The sequence below is a fragment of the Anaerotruncus sp. AF02-27 genome, from assembly GCF_003465835.1.
GTDB classification, from domain to species: Bacteria; Bacillota; Clostridia; order Oscillospirales; family Ruminococcaceae; genus Anaerotruncus; species Anaerotruncus rubiinfantis.
Genome location: NZ_QSBX01000003.1, coordinates 91,711 through 108,637, shown reverse-complemented (window position 1 = coordinate 108,637; position 16,927 = coordinate 91,711). Strand labels below are relative to the sequence as shown.

Here is a 16,927-nt window from a genome sequence, read left to right as displayed (position 1 = left end):
TTTCAGTCCTCCCCAAAATTATTGTTCCGTTTCGGTTTGTTTCGTATACGGTTCCACGATGAGCTTGACGCCGTCGATCGCCAAAACCCGAACCTTTTCCCCAGCTGGGATATCGCGGTTGTCCATGGTGCGCGCGGCCCAGCCGAGCCCCATTACCGCAACCCTGCCCGCGCCGAGATCGTTGTCGATCGTTTCCTGGACGACACCGATCTGGCCGATCACACGGTCGGCATTGGTGCTCTGCTTTTTGACCCGCAGAACCTTTTTGGCAAACGGGCGGGTGCAGAGCAGCAGCAGCGTGGATACCACGAGGAATACCGCCGCCTGCACGCCGATGGACGCATCGAGCAATGCCGCCACAGCCGCCGCGGCTGCGCCAAGGGCAAACCAGATTGCGGTCAGCTGGACGCTCACGCCCTCCACGACCGCTAGAATAATTCCCAACACCAGCCAAAAGACCGGCGCGAGCTGTGCCCATGTACCCATAAAAAGCCCTCACTTTCCCAGAATCATAAATCGGTATCCAATGCGCATCTTCGCCGCAGACGCCGTTTTGCCTTTTCTCAGCTGTTTGCTTCGCCGTCTGTGATTACATTGTACCATATTTCTATGAAAATTCACAATGCCGGCCTGCGTCCGGTTGGCATATCCGGGGAGCGCTCAATTTCGCCCGCTAAAGTGTAGTCTCCCAATCTCACGTATTCTCTTCCATACTCTTTTTTTCTCGCTCAATCTTAATTTTGATATTTGCCAGCAAATATTTCCTGCATGCGCGGCGCAGCGTGGAAATTTCCTTTCCCGGCATGGCATGGCGCAGGCTGTCCCGGTCTTCGGGGCCGAAATAAAAGCGGTCGAGCTGGATGCACAACTCCGAAAGCCGCGCGCGCAATGTTTCGTCCTGCATACCGGCCGCATCCGTCAGCCGCTTCAAGTAACACCGGCAGGTTTCGCCCTGGCCGCGCGGGATTTTATGCGCACGGCCCCAGTTTTCCAGAAACACCATCAGGCCCTGCGGCGTATTTTTGTACCACAGGCTGCACCAGAAAAATTTTACCGCAAGCCATTTTGCCGCAAACCAACGCCCAAACGCGCCGGACAGCGGGGATTTGCGGCGTTTGACCGCCGTTTTCCCACGCGGCGCGGCCTGCACCCGCAAAAGCCGCATCTTACGCAGCAGGATAACCGCCAAGATACAGGCCGCGGCCAGCGCCGCCACCACAAGCAGCACCAGCACCCATCCGGGCAGCATCTGCAGATCCATCTCCGGTTCGCCCGCCATCCCCATCCCGGGCAGCGGCTCGCCCATATCATAGGCTTGCTGGTCCGGTGCGGGCAGCAGCGAAAAGAGCCACAGGATAAACGCGCCAACCGCGCCCAGAATCGCCTTTATGGCCGAAACGCCGGTGACCACGGCTGTTTGCAGCCCTTGCCGCACCGGCAGCGCGAACATCGAGCCCGCTGCAAAAAGCAGTGCGGCAGCCACCGCTGCAATTGCGCAGAGCGCCACAATCCCCTGGCCTTTTGAAAGCGAAAGAGTTTCGCTTTTATCGCTGGTGACCCGGGCGCGCACGGTTGAAAGAAAACTGAGTACCACCGACGCAAAGAGGCAGACATTATAAAGCGGCGGGAAGGCCACCACGCCGATCTGGGTAAAAATGAGCAGAGCCGTACCGATAATCGCGCATTCGGTGTAGCCGAGATACCGGTCCCTGGGAATCGGCACCACACAGATATAGGCACAGCGGAAAACAGCGATCCCCACAAACAAAACGGCAAAGAGATGCGGCCCAATGCCCTGCAGTGAGGAAAAAAACAGAAACACCAGGGCCAGCTGCACCGCATAGATCGCCGCACCCATCGCAGCCAGCTGCGGGATGGTGCATCCCCGCCTTGTGACCCACAGATTCAACAGGTAGGTCAAAAACGCCATGCAGGCCCATGGCAGGATCTCAATCTCCATTGCCACGTCGGTCTGCAGAAAGGAAAACTGGAAGAAAAGGCTGGCCATAAAGCTCAGCTCAGTAAAGATCGCGGTAAAATCCGCAACCGATGCCCGTCGTTCACCCATGCGCGCCGCCCCCTTCCAGCGTATGCAGCGGGACCACTTTATAATCCAAAAATTCCGCTCCCGACTCCCTGGACGGCAGATATTCGCGGTATGGAACCAGTGTCACACTGTAGATGCCCAGCTCGTCCAGCAGCCCCTTGCAGGAGATTTCCGCCACATCATAGGTAAAGAAGTAAACCTGCCCGATGCCTTCCTTGGCACGGGCAAGCTCCGCCTCCTCAAAGGCCGATGCCGGGCTTTCGGGATCGTAGCCCGCCAGATTGAACAGCAGGTCGGAAACCGCGGCGCTCTGATCCGCCGAAAAGAGGTTTACCGCGCCCATCGACCTGCTCGCGGGCAGAGAAAGCCCGCACCGCACCTGCGCTTCCTCCAGCCGCAGCGCGGCCGAAGCCAACAGGCTGATGGCCTGCTCCAGCTCCTCATTGTCCGGGCTCCTGTTTAAAAAGGATCCGCCGTCCAGGATGAAATGCACCGATTTCGGCATGATCGTTTCATATAACTTGACCTCAAGCTCCTCCTTACGCGCCGCCATCCGCCAGTTGATCCGTTTCCACGGATCAGTGCTCTGGTAAGCGCGTTCTCCGCGGATGACGGTCGGATCCTCAAAGTATCCCTTCGCGCCCGATTTCGCATCCCAGAGGTTCTGCAAAAAGAGGTCGGTGCGCACCGGCACAATCCTTGGATAGACCACAAAGACCGGGCTGCGCTCCACCGGATATGGTTTTTCAATCTGGGTGAGCCCAAACCCGTCCCCAGAGCGCAAAAGCACATGGTCAAGCGGATAAATACCGCGGCGGCGCGCCGTCCAGCAACTGTCCCATTCGAGTGTCTGGTGCCACATGATAAAAGCAAATTTCTTTTTGAGCAATGTGCGGACAACCTCGCGGTCCTCCAGCTCCTTTTCCTGCACGGTGAGCTCGTACACCTCGAAGTCGTCGCCCGGGGTAAGGCAGTTGTTCGGCGGGGTCTGCTGCAAAAGCTCCAGCCAGACAAGCGGCAGCAGCTTGCCGTTCGTGATCCGGTACCGGATCACGACTTCCTGCCCGGCAAAGATATTGGCCGATTCAGCCCCAATTTCGACAATTACGTTTTTAAGCGCCTTCTGTCCCCAAAATCGGGACATCAGGCAGATCGCCAGCACGAAAAGCAGAAACGCCGCCAGCAGCATCTGCCCTCCCAGCACCGCCAGACAGATGGCCACCAGTACCCCAGCAAGAAACCCGGCGCTGACCATCACACTGGAAAGCCCCGCAATCCGCTGCTTCTTTTCCTTTCTCAGCTCCTCAGCCATCAGAAACGGTCCTTCCGGGCCGGCGGGACCGGCACCTCCTCCAGAATCTTTTCGATAATCTGCGCGTTGCCGGTATGGGAGAGACGCGCCTCATTTGAGAGCATCATACGGTGCGCCAGCACCGGGACGGCAATTTCCTGCACATCATCCGGCGTGACAAAATTCCGGCCTTCCATCGCGGCTCTGACCTTGGCGGCTTTATAGAGAGCGCGCGACCCGCGCGGGCTCACGCCGAGCTTCACCAGCGGATGTACACGGGTCGCCTGTGCGATTGCAACAATATAGTCGGCCACATCGCCCGCGATGGCGATTTCCCGCGCCTGCCGCTGCATTGCGGCCAGCTCTTCCGCACAGGTCACGGTCCGCACCGCTTCGAGCGGGACAGCGTCGCCCAGATTGTCGAGCATGGCTCGTTCCTCCGCGTGCTGCGGATAGCCGAGCGACAGCCGTATCATGAACCGGTCCATCTGCGCCGCCGGGAGCCGGAAGGTGCTCTCGGATTCGACCGGGTTCTGGGTGGCCATCACCACGAACGGAACGGGAAGCGGAAAGGTTTCGCCGTCGATCGTGACCTGTTTTTCCTCCATCGACTCAAGCAGCGCGGACTGTGTGCGCGGAATCGCGCGGTTGATCTCGTCCGCGAGCAGGATATTTGTCATGACCGGGCCCTTCATCAGCTGGAATTCGCCCTTTTTCTGGTTGTAGATGTTCATGCCCACGATGTCTGACGGCAGCAGGTCGGGGGTAAACTGCACCCGGCGCGAATCGCAGCCGAGCACCTTGGAAAGGGTCTTGACGAGCGTCGTCTTGCCGACGCCCGGCATATCGTCCAGCAGGATATGCCCTTCCGCCAGAATGGTCATGATCATCAGTTTGATCTGCGCTGTTTTCCCCACAATAATTTTTTCGGTTTCCGCAACCATTTCCCCTGTGAGCGCAGGAATCGATACGCCCGCCATAGTTCCTCATCCCTTTTCCCAAAATTAATTAAACGTTTAATGATGTCGCGAATATGGTACATTATAGCATGTTTTTTTGCACGAATCATGGCTATTCTGTGAATTCCCCATCCGGATATTGCCCCATGAAATAAAAAAACCGCGCGGCCGGCCGGCCGCGCGGTTGGGTTCTGATTTGCTGTTTAGTGGAAAATATTCACCCGGATCACACCTTCAATCGCGCGCAGCTTGGCAACGATATCATCGGTGATAACGCCGTTGATGTCGACCATCGTATAGGCGAAGTCCCTCCGGGATTTGTTGGTGAGGTTTTCGACGTTGAGCCCTTCGTCCGAAAGGATGGTAGTGATCTTGGTGAGCATTGCCGGGATATTGCGGTGGATGATCGCCACCCGGATATCTCCGCTGCGATCCATATGGATGCTCGGCATGTTCACCGAATTCTGGATGTTTCCGTTTTCGAGGTAATCGACCATCTGCTGGGCGGCCATTTTGGCACAGTTGTCCTCGCTCTCGGGCGTGGACGCGCCCAGGTGCGGGATGACGAGCACACCGGGCTGGCCAAGCAGTTCCTCGCTCGGGAAATCTGTGACATAGCAGCGAATCTGCTTTTCCTCGAGGCCTTCAAGCAGATCCTCATTGACCACCAGCTCACCGCGCGCAAAGTTGAGGATGCGCACGCCGTGTTTCATCATGGCGATCGATTCGGAATTGATCATCCCTTTTGTTTCGGAGGTCGCCGGAACATGCAGGGTGATGAAGTCGCAGTTTTCATAAATTTCGCGCAGGCTGGTCGCGTGCTTGATGTCGCGGGAGACATTCCACGCCGTATCGACCGACATATACGGGTCGTAGCCGTAGACCTCCATCCCGAGATGTCGTGCGAAGTTCGCAACCATGACGCCGATCGCGCCCAGACCGATGACGCCGAGCTTTTTGCGGTAGAGCTCCGGCCCGACAAACTTCGATTTGCCCTTTTCCACCAGCTTCGGGACATTTTCTCCCTCGCCCTTCAGCGTCTGCACCCAGACCATGCCCGGATAGATCTTGCGCGCCGAGATGAGCAGGCCGCAGATGACCATTTCCTTGACGGCGTTCGCGTTCGCGCCGGGGGTGTTGAATACGACGATGCCTCGCTCGCTGCATTTGTCCACCGGGATGTTGTTGACGCCGGCGCCCGCGCGCGCGACCGCCTCAAGCGATTCCGGAAGCTCCATCTCGTGCATCGAAGCGGAACGCACCAGTATCCCGTCCGGATTGCCGACGTCATCGCTGATGCGGTATTTGTTCTTGTCAAAGACATCCAGCCCGTTGGGGCTGATCTTGTTGAGGATCTGAATATTATACATCAGGCGTTCTCCTCTTCAAACTTTTTCATAAACCCGACCAGCTTCTCCACGCCTTCGATGGGCATGGCGTTATAGATGGACGCGCGCATGCCACCGACCGAACGGTGGCCCTTGAGATTGACAAACCCGGCTTTTGCCGCTTCGGCCACAAATTTCTTGTCAAGCTCGACGTCCCCGGTGACAAACGTCGCGTTCATCAGCGAACGGTCCGCTTTCTCAACCGGCGCCTTGAAGAGTCCGGAAGCGTCAAGGTAATCATAGAGGAGTTTTGCCTTTTTCCGGTTGCGTTCCTCCATCTTCGCCAGTCCGCCGATCTCGTCACGAATCCATTCCAGAACCAGCTTGCAGATATAGATCGGGTAACAGGGCGGGGTATTGTACATCGAGCCGTTGTCCGCATGGGACTTGTAGTTGAGCATGGTCGGGCAGCTTTCCCGCGCATGCCCGATGAGATCCTCCCGGATGATCACGACGGTGAGTCCGGCCGGGGCCATATTCTTCTGTGCGCCCGCGTAGATAAGGCCAAACTTGGAGATATCCACCGGCTGCGACAGGATGCAGGAGGACATATCCGCCACCAACGGCACATCCCCGGTTTCGGGCAGGTCATGGTAGACGCTGCCGTAGATGGTGTTATTCATGCAGATGTGGAAATAGTCCGCATCCTTGGTAAAGGCCGCGGGATCAAGTTTCGGGATATAGCTGAAATTCTTGTCCTTTGAGGACGCGACCAGATTGACCTGACCGAACCGGCAGGCTTCCTGATACGCCTTGTTCGAAAACTGGCCAGTGACGACATAATCCGCCTTTCCGGAACCGTTCATAAGGTTGAGCGGAACCATGGCGAACTGGGTGGAGGCGCCACCCTGCAAAAACAGCACTTTGTAATTGTCGGGAATCCCCATGACCTCCCGCAGGAGCGCTTCGCATTCAGCGATGATCGTTTCAAATTCTTTGGAGCGGTGGCTCATCTCCATGACCGACTGTCCGCATCCGTTGTAATCAAGCATCTCGGCGGCGGCACGTTTCAGAACGCTTTCCGCGAGCATCGACGGGCCGGCCGAGAAGTTATAAACCCTTGCCATCATTCATTTCCTCCCAATTGAAAATAACGGTCAATGACGCATTATTCTCATTATATTTCCATCCCGCGGGATAGTCAACGCAATTGACGATTTAATTCGATAAAACCATCAAATTTTGCATGATCGCACAGTCCAAATTGCAGCCCTGCCGCACAAATTGGTTGAACCGCCTGTAACAGTTCCACGGAAAGCAGCCCTTCTCCCGCGTTTTTTCATATTCGGGAGCGGCAGATACGGGGCGGCCGGATGGCCGCCCCGCAGGATTCACGCTTTCTGTTCCGGTTGTTTTTCCTGCTCCGGTTTTGTCTCCAGCTGTTTCTCCGGTACCGGTTCCGGCTGCTTCAGCCCCGCCTTGAGCGCCGCGGCAACCTTTTCAATGTCCACGTCGCGGTCCTCGTCGAACTTCGTCTTGTTCAGATAACCGCGCAGATTGCGCAGCAGGACTACATCCTCACTCATGACATAGGTCTGGGTACGCTTACGCCCGCGTCCGGTGAGCACCGCGGCGCGTTCCACAGTTACCTTGATCCCTTCCTTTTTGAGCAGGGTATTGACCCTTCCGGCACACTGTCCCGCAATCGGGAAAGGATTTTTGATCCTGCCGACCGAATCGTCCAAGGCAACCGTCCAGCTCTCGTCGTCCGCCTTGCCGGAATAGATGCCGGGGTAAGTCAGGTCATAGACCAGCAGCACCCCGAAATAACCAATCAAGATGTGGTCCGCCCAGCCGGAAAGCCCATCGTTTACCAGAACCGCGTCATCAATGACCTGTGCGCCGCGCAGCTTGGCGTAGCTGCGCAGGATTTTGGAAACCCGTTTATGTTCACCAGCGAGCCCGGCTTTAACCCGCATCGCCAGCATGCACTGGTACAGAACTGCTCCAATCAGGCATGCTATGCTGATCCCGACGATCACCTTATCCATAGTCGTCATGCTATCGAACCTCTTTCCGAAAATAAAGCCGCACCGGCCTTAAAAGAATATTGTTATCATGATACCAAATTCGACTTCTTTTTGCAAGGACCTGACGCATCCGTCCCTTTTTAAGATAAGTGTCGATTGAAAGAACTCCGTCGATTTTACCAGATAGCATTGAGGAGAACAAGTCGATATGATACTATATAAAAAGATGGCAGGTCGCCTTCGGCGGATAAGGCGTGCTTGCCAAATCGGATTTTAAAGGAGCTTAAAAATGAAATCAGTTTTACTTATAGGCCAATCAAATATGGCCGGGCGTGGATTTTTACATGAGGTTACGCCAATTTATAACGAAAACATTCTTATGCTAAGAAACGGTAGATGGCAGATGATGGCAGAACCGATCCACTTTGACAGATCGGTTGCTGGCATTGGACCGGCGGCGTCATTTGCACAAGCATGGTGTAATGCAAATAAAAATGAACAAGTTGGACTCATTCCCTGCGCGGAAGGTGGTAGTTCTATTGATGAATGGAATGTTGAAGGCTCTTTATTTCGCCATGCAATTAGTGAGGTGAAGTTTGCCAGGGAGACCAGCGAATTAATTGCAATTTTATGGCATCAAGGAGAAAGTGATAGCCATAATGGGAAATATAAAGACTATTATCAAAAACTTAATGTCTTAGTTAATTCATTCAGAAAAGAACTGGGCGTTTCAGAAGTTCCGTTTATTGTTGGCGGTTTGGGTGATTATTTGGGGAAATCTGCCTTTGGGCGGAGTTGTACAGAGTATGAGTTGGTTAATCAAGAATTACTCAGATATGCAGAAAATAATAGTAATTGTTATTTTGTAACTGGAGAAAAATTGTATTCAAATCCAGATGGTATTCACATCAATGCAGAGTCTCAAAGAAGATTTGGCGTAAGATATTTTGAGGCTTATCAGACAAAATCAAACGTGAACAAGCCATTAGACGGTGAGGCGGAAATTGTAAAGGTATGCTGTGAAAAAGAACACACTATTGTAGAAAAAAGATACATAACATTAGAGCAATTTACCTTAGGAAAACGTTCTTTGGAAGAAGTGATGAAAATTTTGAAGTAGGTGTATAAATTCCAGTTTGTCGGGTTGATTTTGCTTCGCTTTATTGATGTCATGTGTTTCAAGTCGAAGAGTCCCTGCATCGAAAAAGTGCAGGAATTATTTTTGGCAATTTTGACGAAGGCTGGTTTACCAGATCTGATATCAACACTTAACTACAACAGGGAGACACATCCCTCCCTGTTGCAGACTGGCAGGCCGGCAAAACCCTGTCAATTTCGCCGGCAGTCCTTGTTGTGGATCATTTATGAATATGGTAAGATGAAAATGATAAATCGGAAGTTGTTGGGAGCTAAGCACTATGAAAAAGGTTTTAATTGGTGGTTTTATTTCATTGATTGGGAGCATTTGGACGTTGGCCATCACTTTGCTGGCAGCCAATAATTTAACTTCTGAATGGCCAACACCACCGGGAAGATTTTTAACTACGATATCTCAATTTGGCATAATGCCTTACTTTATGATTTCAATTGTATTCCTGCTTTTAGGCATTGTTTTAATGGCAATTGAGTATTTCAAAAAAGAAAACTGACTTTCTTTTGTCGGGCAGCTGCCTTCATTTTCCTATTTTCGCCAAACGCGGACAGCCAAATATCCGCGCTTTTCCCGTAACGAGGCGGCGCGGCCGCAGGCACCCCGAAAAGTAAACATTGTTTGAAGCTTCCGCCCGTCTGCTTGACTAACCGGCAAAATCCGTTATACTTAGTTAGGTACGGGATACCTGTACCTAATGTTGCAAGGGAAAGAGGTGCTGCCATGAAGAAGCTTTTGGCGCTGCTGTGCGCGCTGACGCTCCTATCCGCTCTGTCCGGCTGCGGAAAACCGGCAGCGGACGTGACCGAGCTGCCCATCTCCTCCATTTCGGTCGTGGAGGTCGCCGACCCGGAACAGGCGATCCGTGAAATCTACGCGGAGATCACGATGGCCGGAATATCCGATGCTGACGACAGGGTGCTGCAGGACAAGTTTCTGATTGATCCGGACATGCTGGAGGATTACGTGGTCAAGTATTCAAGCGGCCGGTTCGGCGTGGCCGATGTGTTCATCCTGAAACCTGTCGAGGACGAGGTGCTCACTGTGCGCGAAGCGCTCGAAAAGGTGAAGCTCAGCCGTGTCAAGGAGTTTGAAAATTACGACATCTATAATTCCTATCAGATCGCGCAGGACGCGCAGATCTTTGAACAAGGGGATTATGTGATCATGCTTATGCTCGAGGACACCGAAAAAGCACGCGGGATCATTGACAAATATATCCCCAAAAGTTGAATGGAAAAAAGGACGGCCGTTGGCCGTCCTTTTTTTACCAATGTAAAATTCCATAAAATTACTTTTGCCGGACGGCATCCTGTGGTATAATAGCCGCAGAGCGGCTATTATACCGGGTTTATGGCCAGGCAGATGCGTCGGCAAAGCCGACTCCCTGCCCGATGGCCTATTCTCCCAGCTTCTACGCAGGACGATCCGCGCCTTTGGCGCTGCCGCCTCTTTCCTGCCATAATCCCGTAAGTTTCCGGACAGGCAGATCCATATCCAGGCAAGATAAAGGAGTCAAACGCCAATGTATGAAAAACGCCCGAGCCGCCGTGTCGGCGCGCTCGACGAGCTGCGCGGCCTGCTGATCCTGCTGATGGTCTATTATCACGGCGCCTATGATGCGGCCGTAATCTTTGGGGCGGATTTCCCGTTCTTCTTCTCCAGGCCAATGCAGTGGCTGCAAACTTTTATCTCTTGTGGGTTCATTATTATCTCCGGGATGTCCGCCCGTTTTTCCCGCAACAACCTGCGCCGTGGTGTGCAGGTGCTGGGACTTGGGCTCCTGCTGACCGCCGCGACTCTTTTTGTGATGCCGGATCAGCGGGTGATGTTCGGTATCCTGCATTTTCTCGGAAGCGCGATGATCCTGTTCGCGCTCTTTGAAAAGCAGCTCGATAAAATCCCCACCGTCCTCGGCGCGCCGCTGTTTGTGGCCATCTTCATCCTGACTCTTTATGTTCCGCGTGGGATGCTCGGGTATCCGCCGTTCTGGACCCCGCTTCCGGACATGCTCTATCAAACTGGCTTTCTCTTTCCGCTGGGATTCCCGTCGAACGGATTTTTCTCCTCCGACTATTTCCCGCTTATCCCAAATCTATTCCTTTTCTTTGGCGCTACTTACCTTGGTGTCTACGCCAAAAACGGTCAGATTCCAGAATTTTGCTATCGGACCCGATTTTCCTGGTTGGCATGGGTTGGACGGCACACGATCTGGGTCTATATGCTGCATCAGCCGATTGTGTATGCGTTTTTATGGATTTATTTCCGTCTGTTCCCAGCGGCCTAGCCATGCGGTTCCGCGGTAAAATCCAGTTTTTGAAAGGATGATGACCGGCTGTGCGTAAAGTCCTTCTGATCTGCTTATCCATCCTCTTGCTTTCCACAAGTGCCAGCGGTCGGATTGCCGCCGCGGAACCGGTTTTGATGCCCGGAATGTCCTGTCTCGCGCTCTATGAAGATTTTTCAAGCCGCTTGGCAAGCGGACAGATCATTCGCACCGAAATTGGGTTTGATTCCCTTTATGACTTTGTAAGTTACACCCAGGAGGAAATCTCCTTTCATAATAACGATAACGGCAAGTTGGAATTGACCTATCGGTCCCGGCAGCCGTTTGTATTCTGGCACTATCCGCAAGCGGATTATTATGATGGCAACAACTATTATTATTCCTACAACGGCGATTGGTTCATCGATCTGCACAACCGGTTCACCGAGCATCTGCGTCAGGATTTCATGGGTATTCCTACTTTCATCCTGGAGGATTATCCCATCGTGCGTGACGAGGTGTTTTATCAGGACTTTTCCTTCTTTGGCTATCTGACCACACAGGCGCCTGGTTCTAACCGGCGGTATACGCTAACCGCAAAGATTAGCTTGGACGGAGACTTCGAATCGATCGGGATTACAATTTCGGAGCTTGACCAGAATGGTGAAACCCATTACCAGCATTATTATCGGATCGTCTACAGCGATGTCAATGCAGAGCTGAAAATTACGCCGCCTCCAGATTTGGATAAGGCGGGACTGGAGCTGCTGAAAGAAAATTTGGAAAAAGGAAAAGGACCGGATGCGGCACATCCGGTCCAATCTGTTTGAGGTGTGTTTTGAGGAGGGTAGAGATACTCAAAATGTTTGCGGCTTATCTTGAGTACAGTTTTATTATACCCCTTCTTTTCCAAAAGTTGTGAATGACTTGTGTCCTAATTTTAAAAAATTGTGCTATTTTCTCTGAATAAACTATTGATAGTGGAGAAATTTGTCTTTTCCTTCCGACGCTTTTGCGAACGTTTGTTTGTCATTCTCTTCGAAAAATGATATACTATTCTCAGAGACATTTGGAGCACCACATAAAGGAGGGCGTCCCATGCGGGAACTGACCGAAAAAGAAGCCTCTATATTTGATCTGATACGCCAGTCGATCGACTGCGGCGTAGTCCCAAGCGTGCGGGAAATTTGCACGCGCCTCGGGATTAAATCCACTTCCACCGTCCACCGCTACCTGAACAGCCTGGAGGAAAAGGGCTATATTCTGCGTGACCACAACCTCAACCGGTCAATCCGGTTGTCGAATGCCCAGGTGGCGCGCGTCCCGGTCGTTGGGGTGGTCACCGCCGGGCAGCCGATTCTTGCCGTCGAAGCAATTGAAGATTATATCCCTGTTTCGCTGCCGGGCGATGCGAAAGAGCTCTTTGCGCTTCGGGTGCGCGGGGAAAGCATGATCAACGCGGGCATCCTGGACGGCGATCTTGTGATTGCCCGCCGGTGTACCACCGCACATAACGGAGAAATTGTGATTGCGCTGATCGATGATGAAGCGACCGTCAAACGGTTTTACAAGGAGAATGGCGGTTATCGCCTGCAGCCGGAAAATGACACCATGCAGCCGATCCTGACCGACCATGTTGCGATTCTGGGGCGCGTAGTGGCTCTGCAGCGGGAGTACTGAAAAAAAGATCCCATCCTTACGGATGGGATCTTTTTATACTGGCATCGACCTATTTTCCCGGGACGTCACCATCCAAGTATCTTCGGCACCGCTGAGCTTAACTACTGTGTTCGGAATGGGAACAGGTGGGACCTCAGCGTCATAAACACCAGTAATTGGCTCCCCCTGTCTGGCTCGAACAGACGACCCTGCGGTTAACAGCCGCATGCTCTACCGACTGAGCTAAGGAGGAATATAAACCACAGCAGAGTCGCCCCTGCTGTGGTCAGAGCTGGCATCGACCTATTTTTCCAGGGCGTCACCACCCAAGTATCTTCGGCACCGCTGAGCTTAACTACTGTGTTCGGAATGGGAACAGGTGGGACCTCAGCGTCATAAACACCAGCCAATATGCAATTAAAATGGTGACCCGTGCGGGAATCGAACCCGCGTTACCGGCGTGAGAGGCCGGTGTCTTAACCGCTTGACCAACGGGCCATGGACAGCCTTCCCAGCCCTGCTGGACCGGAGCGCCCTTCGGGCGACGGCTGTTCAAAAGGGGTTACATACCCCCCTTTGGATCCCCCGTTGGGTGTCGTCTGCGACGACCCGCCGCCTTCAGCCGCGGATTCGGGATAAGGTGTGCCTGCGGCACAGAATGCCTTCTAAAAGCTTCCTCTATCTATGCGGTGCTTTCCCCTTCCGGGCTTTCTGCCCTCCGGTCACACCTCTCACTTTCTGGTGCGCCATCAGGGACTCGAACCCGGGACCCGCTGATTAAGAGTCAGCTGCTCTACCAACTGAGCTAATGGCGCATATTGGCGGCCTTCCCGGACTCTGTCCGGAGCGGCTTCGCCGACGGCCGCTCAAAGGGTTCCACCCTTTGGATCCTGGCTTGTGTCGTCTGCGACGACCCATGGCCTTTGGCCATGGATTTGGAATTCGGTGTGCTGCGCACATCCTTCGTGCGCCCCGCACCCTCAAAATCGAACAATGAAAACTTCATACCCTGCGAGACCAAAATCCGCTTGGTCAAGCCCTCGACCGATTAGTATCACCTTGCTGCACGTGTCGCCACGCTTCCACATGTGACCTATCAACCTTGTAGTCTTCAAGGGGTCTTACCTGGTTATCCAGTGGGATATCTTATCTTAAGGCCGGCTTCACGCTTAGATGCCTTCAGCGTTTATCCGATCCGCACTTAGCTGCCCAGCTGTGCCGTTGGCACGACAACTGGTGCACCAGAGGTGCGTCCATCCCGGTCCTCTCGTACTAGGGACAGCTCCTTTCAAATATCCTGCGCCCACGACAGATAGGGACCGAACTGTCTCACGACGTTCTGAACCCAGCTCGCGTACCGCTTTAATTGGCGAACAGCCAAACCCTTGGGACCGAATACAGCCCCAGGATGCGATGAGCCGACATCGAGGTGCCAAACCTCCCCGACGATGTGGACTCTTGGGGGAGATCAGCCTGTTATCCCCAGGGTAGCTTTTATCCGTTGAGCGATGGCATTTCCACTCACATACCACCGGATCACTAACTCCAACTTTCGTTACTGCTCGAGATGTCTCTCTCGCAGTTAGGCTGGCTTACGCGTTTACACTCAAAAGCATGGTTTCCGTCCATGCTGAGCCAACCTTTGAGCGCCTCCGTTACTCTTTAGGAGGCGACCGCCCCAGTCAAACTGCCCACCTAACAATGTCCCCCGACCGGATTCACGGCCGCAGGTTAGAATTTCAGTACCTCAAGAGTGGTATCCCAACGGTGACTCCACCTGAACTGGCGTCCAGGTTTCTCAGTCTCCCACCTATCCTGTACATGAAATACCGAAATCCAATATTAAGCTACAGTAAAGCTCCATGGGGTCTTTCCGTCTTGTCGCGGGTAACCGGCATCTTCACCGGTACTACAATTTCGCCGGGCGGGCTGTTGAGACAGTGTCCAGATCGTTACACCATTCGTGCGGGTCAGAACTTACCTGACAAGGAATTTCGCTACCTTAGGACCGTTATAGTTACGGCCGCCGTTTACCGGGGCTTCAATTCAGAGCTCTCACTCCTCCTCTTAACCTTCCGGCACCGGGCAGGTGTCACCCCATATACGTCATCTTTCGATTTAGCATAGAGCTGTGTTTTTGCTAAACAGTCGCCTGGACCTATTCTCTGCGGCTCCCTTTCAGGAGCACCCCTTCTCCCTAAGTTACGGGGTCAACTTGCCGAGTTCCTTAACAACCCTTCTCCCGTTGGCCTTAGAATTCTCTTCCTGTCTACCTGTGTCGGTTTGCGGTACGGGTATCTCAGATATACACAAGGCTTTTCTCGCCTGCCGCTAAGCATACTTCCCTACTAAATTTCGGTCCCTTTCGCCCAGGTCTACCAACGCCTGGGTTATGCCCTTTGACAGTGTCCCCTTGCTTAAATCTTTCGACAGCTACGGAATTTCTACCGTATGTGCATCGGCTACGCCTTTCGGCCTCACCTTAGCTCCCGGCTTACTTGGAGCGGACGAACCTTCCTCCAAAAACCTTAGACTTTCGGCCATTATGATTCTCACATAATTCTCGCTACTCATTCCGGCATTCTCACTCGTATAAAGTCCACCGCCGCTTTCGCTACGACTTCACCCCTTATACGACGCTCCCCTACCATGATTTACATCATCCCAAGCTTCGGTTACACGTTTAGCCCCGTTACATTTTCGGCGCAGAGTCACTCGACCAGTGAGCTATTACGCACTCTTTAAATGAGTGGCTGCTTCTAAGCCAACATCCTGGTTGTCTGTGCAACTCCACATCCTTCTCCACTTAACGTGTATTCGGGACCTTAGCTGTGGGTCTGGGCTTTTTCCCTTTCGACCACGAGACTTATCTCACGTAGTCTGACTGCCACGCATCAATTCTCCGGCATTCTGAGTTTGATAAGGTTCAGTAACCTCTCGGCCCCTAGCCTATTCAGTGCTTTACCTCCGGTAATCTAACGTGACGCTAGCCCTAAAGCTATTTCGGGGAGAACCAGCTATCTCCGGGTTCGATTGGAATTTCTCCGCTATCCACACCTCATCCGCCGCCTTTTCAACGGAGGTCGGTTCGGTCCTCCATGGGATTTTACTCCCACTTCAACCTGGACATGGATAGGTCACCCGGTTTCGGGCCCTATGCATGAAACTCTTCGCCCTATTCAGACTCGGTTTCCCTTCGGCTCCATCCCTTAAGGACTTAACCTTGCTACATGCATACGCTCGCCGGACCATTCTACAAAAGGTACCATATCACGCGTTGACGCGCTCTATGTGCTTGTAGGCGCAAAGTTTCAGGTACTATTTCACTCCCCTCCCGGGGTGCTTTTCACCTTTCCTTCACAGTACTATACACTATCGGTCACCAGGGAGTATTTAGGCTTGGAGGGTGGTCCCCCCGGCTTCCCACAGGGTTTCACGTGTCCTGCGGTACTCTGGATACTGCTCGCTGCCTCGCGTTTTCGGATACAGGACTCTCACCTTCTCCGGTCTGCCTTCCCATGCAGTTCTCCTAACGCTCAGCAATGCTAAATGCAGTCCACAACCCCGGAGACATTGCTGCCCCCGGTTTGGCCTCTGCCGCGTTCGCTCGCCACTACTTGCGGTATCTCGGTTGATTTCTCTTCCTCGCCCTACTTAGATGTTTCAGTTCAGGCGGTTCCCCTGATATGGCTATGGATTCACCATACCATGACGGATCGTTACATCCGCCGGATTGCTCCATTCAGACATCCACGGATCAAAGCCTATTTGCGGCTCCCCGTGGCTTTTCGCAGCTTATCACGTCTTTCTTCGGCTCCTGGTGCCAAGGCATTCACTCTGTGCCCTTTGTAGCTTGACCATGCTTGAATCTTGGTTCTCGCTGTTTTTGCGATTTCTATAATCGCTCGGCTTTATTGTAGTTTCTTTACCCTAAAGTAAAAAATCTTTTCATAAAACTTCTGCAGATATTTGTTTTCATTGTTCAATTTTCAAGGTGCGGTGGTGGAGATGAGGAGGATCGAACTCCTGACCCCCTGCGTGCAAGGCAGGTGCTCTCCCAGCTGAGCTACACCCCCACTTATTATGAAAGTGCGCTGCTGGCAGTCAGGTCAGCTTTCGCTTCTCTTATCTACCATTTGAAGGCAGCGCCTTCAAAAATGAACAACGAGTCGAACGACTGTAACTTTCCTTGCCTGA

The 16,927-nt window shown here is 53.1% G+C and carries 13 protein-coding genes, 4 tRNA genes and 3 rRNA genes; 6 read left to right on the top strand and 14 right to left on the bottom strand.

All coding sequences use genetic code 11. From position 1 onward, the window contains the following. Nucleotides 1–18 precede the first annotated feature (18 nt). The 7 genes from DWV16_RS04255 to DWV16_RS04225 all read right to left on the bottom strand — a co-directional run bounded on the left by DWV16_RS04255 (nt 19) and on the right by DWV16_RS04225 (nt 7,685). Nucleotides 19–486 (bottom strand): NfeD family protein, encoded by a 468-nt coding sequence (locus DWV16_RS04255; protein WP_066455504.1) that lies wholly within the window; start codon nt 484–486, stop codon nt 19–21. A 208-nt stretch (nt 487–694) separates the two neighbouring features. Further along, nucleotides 695–2,068 carry a hypothetical protein gene (locus DWV16_RS04250; RefSeq protein ID WP_066455507.1) on the bottom strand — a complete coding sequence of 458 codons (1,374 nt, stop codon included), beginning with the start codon at nt 2,066–2,068 and terminating at the stop codon, nt 695–697. Continuing rightward, on the bottom strand, nt 2,061–3,359 hold the full coding sequence (locus DWV16_RS04245; protein ID WP_066455509.1) for a DUF58 domain-containing protein: 1,299 nt from the start codon (nt 3,357–3,359) through the stop codon (nt 2,061–2,063). The genes DWV16_RS04250 and DWV16_RS04245 overlap by 8 nt, the downstream gene beginning before the upstream one ends. After that, the gene (locus tag DWV16_RS04240) at nt 3,359–4,318 is read right to left on the bottom strand and encodes a MoxR family ATPase (RefSeq protein ID WP_066455511.1); all 960 of its coding nucleotides are present in this window, start codon (nt 4,316–4,318) and stop codon (nt 3,359–3,361) included. Before DWV16_RS04240 ends, DWV16_RS04245 begins: the two co-directional genes overlap by 1 nt. A gap of 182 nt (nt 4,319–4,500) precedes the next feature. Then, the gene (locus DWV16_RS04235) at nt 4,501–5,667 is read right to left on the bottom strand and encodes a phosphoglycerate dehydrogenase (protein ID WP_066455515.1); all 1,167 of its coding nucleotides are present in this window, start codon (nt 5,665–5,667) and stop codon (nt 4,501–4,503) included. Further along, nucleotides 5,667–6,752: a 3-phosphoserine/phosphohydroxythreonine transaminase gene (gene serC / locus DWV16_RS04230; RefSeq protein ID WP_066460237.1), complete on the bottom strand. Its 1,086-nt coding sequence runs from the start codon at nt 6,750–6,752 to the stop codon at nt 5,667–5,669. The genes DWV16_RS04235 and serC overlap by 1 nt, the downstream gene beginning before the upstream one ends. Nucleotides 6,753–7,016: 264 nt before the next feature. After that, a complete protein-coding gene (locus DWV16_RS04225; protein WP_118477894.1) occupies nt 7,017–7,685 on the bottom strand; it encodes a nuclease-related domain-containing protein in 669 nt (222 codons plus the stop codon). A 259-nt stretch (nt 7,686–7,944) separates the two neighbouring features. On the opposite strand from DWV16_RS04225, the gene DWV16_RS04220 reads away from it, so the two are divergent. The 6 genes from DWV16_RS04220 to lexA all read left to right on the top strand — a co-directional run bounded on the left by DWV16_RS04220 (nt 7,945) and on the right by lexA (nt 12,751). After that, the gene (locus tag DWV16_RS04220; RefSeq protein ID WP_118477893.1) at nt 7,945–8,775 is read left to right on the top strand and encodes a sialate O-acetylesterase; all 831 of its coding nucleotides are present in this window, start codon (nt 7,945–7,947) and stop codon (nt 8,773–8,775) included. A gap of 298 nt (nt 8,776–9,073) precedes the next feature. After that, a complete protein-coding gene (locus tag DWV16_RS04215; RefSeq protein ID WP_118477892.1) occupies nt 9,074–9,304 on the top strand; it encodes a hypothetical protein in 231 nt (76 codons plus the stop codon). Between the two features lie 224 nt (nt 9,305–9,528). Further along, nucleotides 9,529–10,038, top strand: coding sequence for a DUF4358 domain-containing protein (locus DWV16_RS04210; protein ID WP_066455539.1), 510 nt, complete (start codon nt 9,529–9,531; stop codon nt 10,036–10,038). A gap of 292 nt (nt 10,039–10,330) precedes the next feature. Further along, a complete protein-coding gene (locus DWV16_RS04205; protein WP_118477891.1) occupies nt 10,331–11,092 on the top strand; it encodes a heparan-alpha-glucosaminide N-acetyltransferase domain-containing protein in 762 nt (253 codons plus the stop codon). 50 nt (nt 11,093–11,142) lie between these two features. After that, nucleotides 11,143–11,901, top strand: coding sequence for a hypothetical protein (locus tag DWV16_RS04200; protein WP_066455565.1), 759 nt, complete (start codon nt 11,143–11,145; stop codon nt 11,899–11,901). A 268-nt stretch (nt 11,902–12,169) separates the two neighbouring features. Next, the gene (lexA, locus tag DWV16_RS04195) at nt 12,170–12,751 is read left to right on the top strand and encodes a transcriptional repressor LexA (protein ID WP_118477890.1); all 582 of its coding nucleotides are present in this window, start codon (nt 12,170–12,172) and stop codon (nt 12,749–12,751) included. Nucleotides 12,752–12,787: 36 nt separating this feature from the next. Here the strand turns inward: lexA and rrf (DWV16_RS04190) are convergent. From rrf (DWV16_RS04190) to DWV16_RS04160, 7 genes are all read right to left on the bottom strand, one after another. Then, nucleotides 12,788–12,904: ribosomal RNA gene (gene rrf, locus DWV16_RS04190) — 5S ribosomal RNA — on the bottom strand. Between the two features lie 3 nt (nt 12,905–12,907). Next, nucleotides 12,908–12,983: transfer RNA gene (locus DWV16_RS04185), tRNA-Asn, on the bottom strand. A gap of 37 nt (nt 12,984–13,020) precedes the next feature. Further along, nucleotides 13,021–13,137: ribosomal RNA gene (gene rrf, locus DWV16_RS04180) — 5S ribosomal RNA — on the bottom strand. Nucleotides 13,138–13,153: 16 nt separating this feature from the next. Then, nucleotides 13,154–13,228: transfer RNA gene (locus DWV16_RS04175), tRNA-Glu, on the bottom strand. Nucleotides 13,229–13,469: 241 nt separating this feature from the next. Next, nucleotides 13,470–13,545: transfer RNA gene (locus tag DWV16_RS04170), tRNA-Lys, on the bottom strand. A gap of 213 nt (nt 13,546–13,758) precedes the next feature. Next, nucleotides 13,759–16,589, bottom strand: a 23S ribosomal RNA gene (locus DWV16_RS04165). Nucleotides 16,590–16,730: 141 nt separating this feature from the next. Then, a tRNA-Ala gene (locus DWV16_RS04160) sits at nt 16,731–16,806 on the bottom strand. Nucleotides 16,807–16,927: the final 121 nt, after the last annotated feature.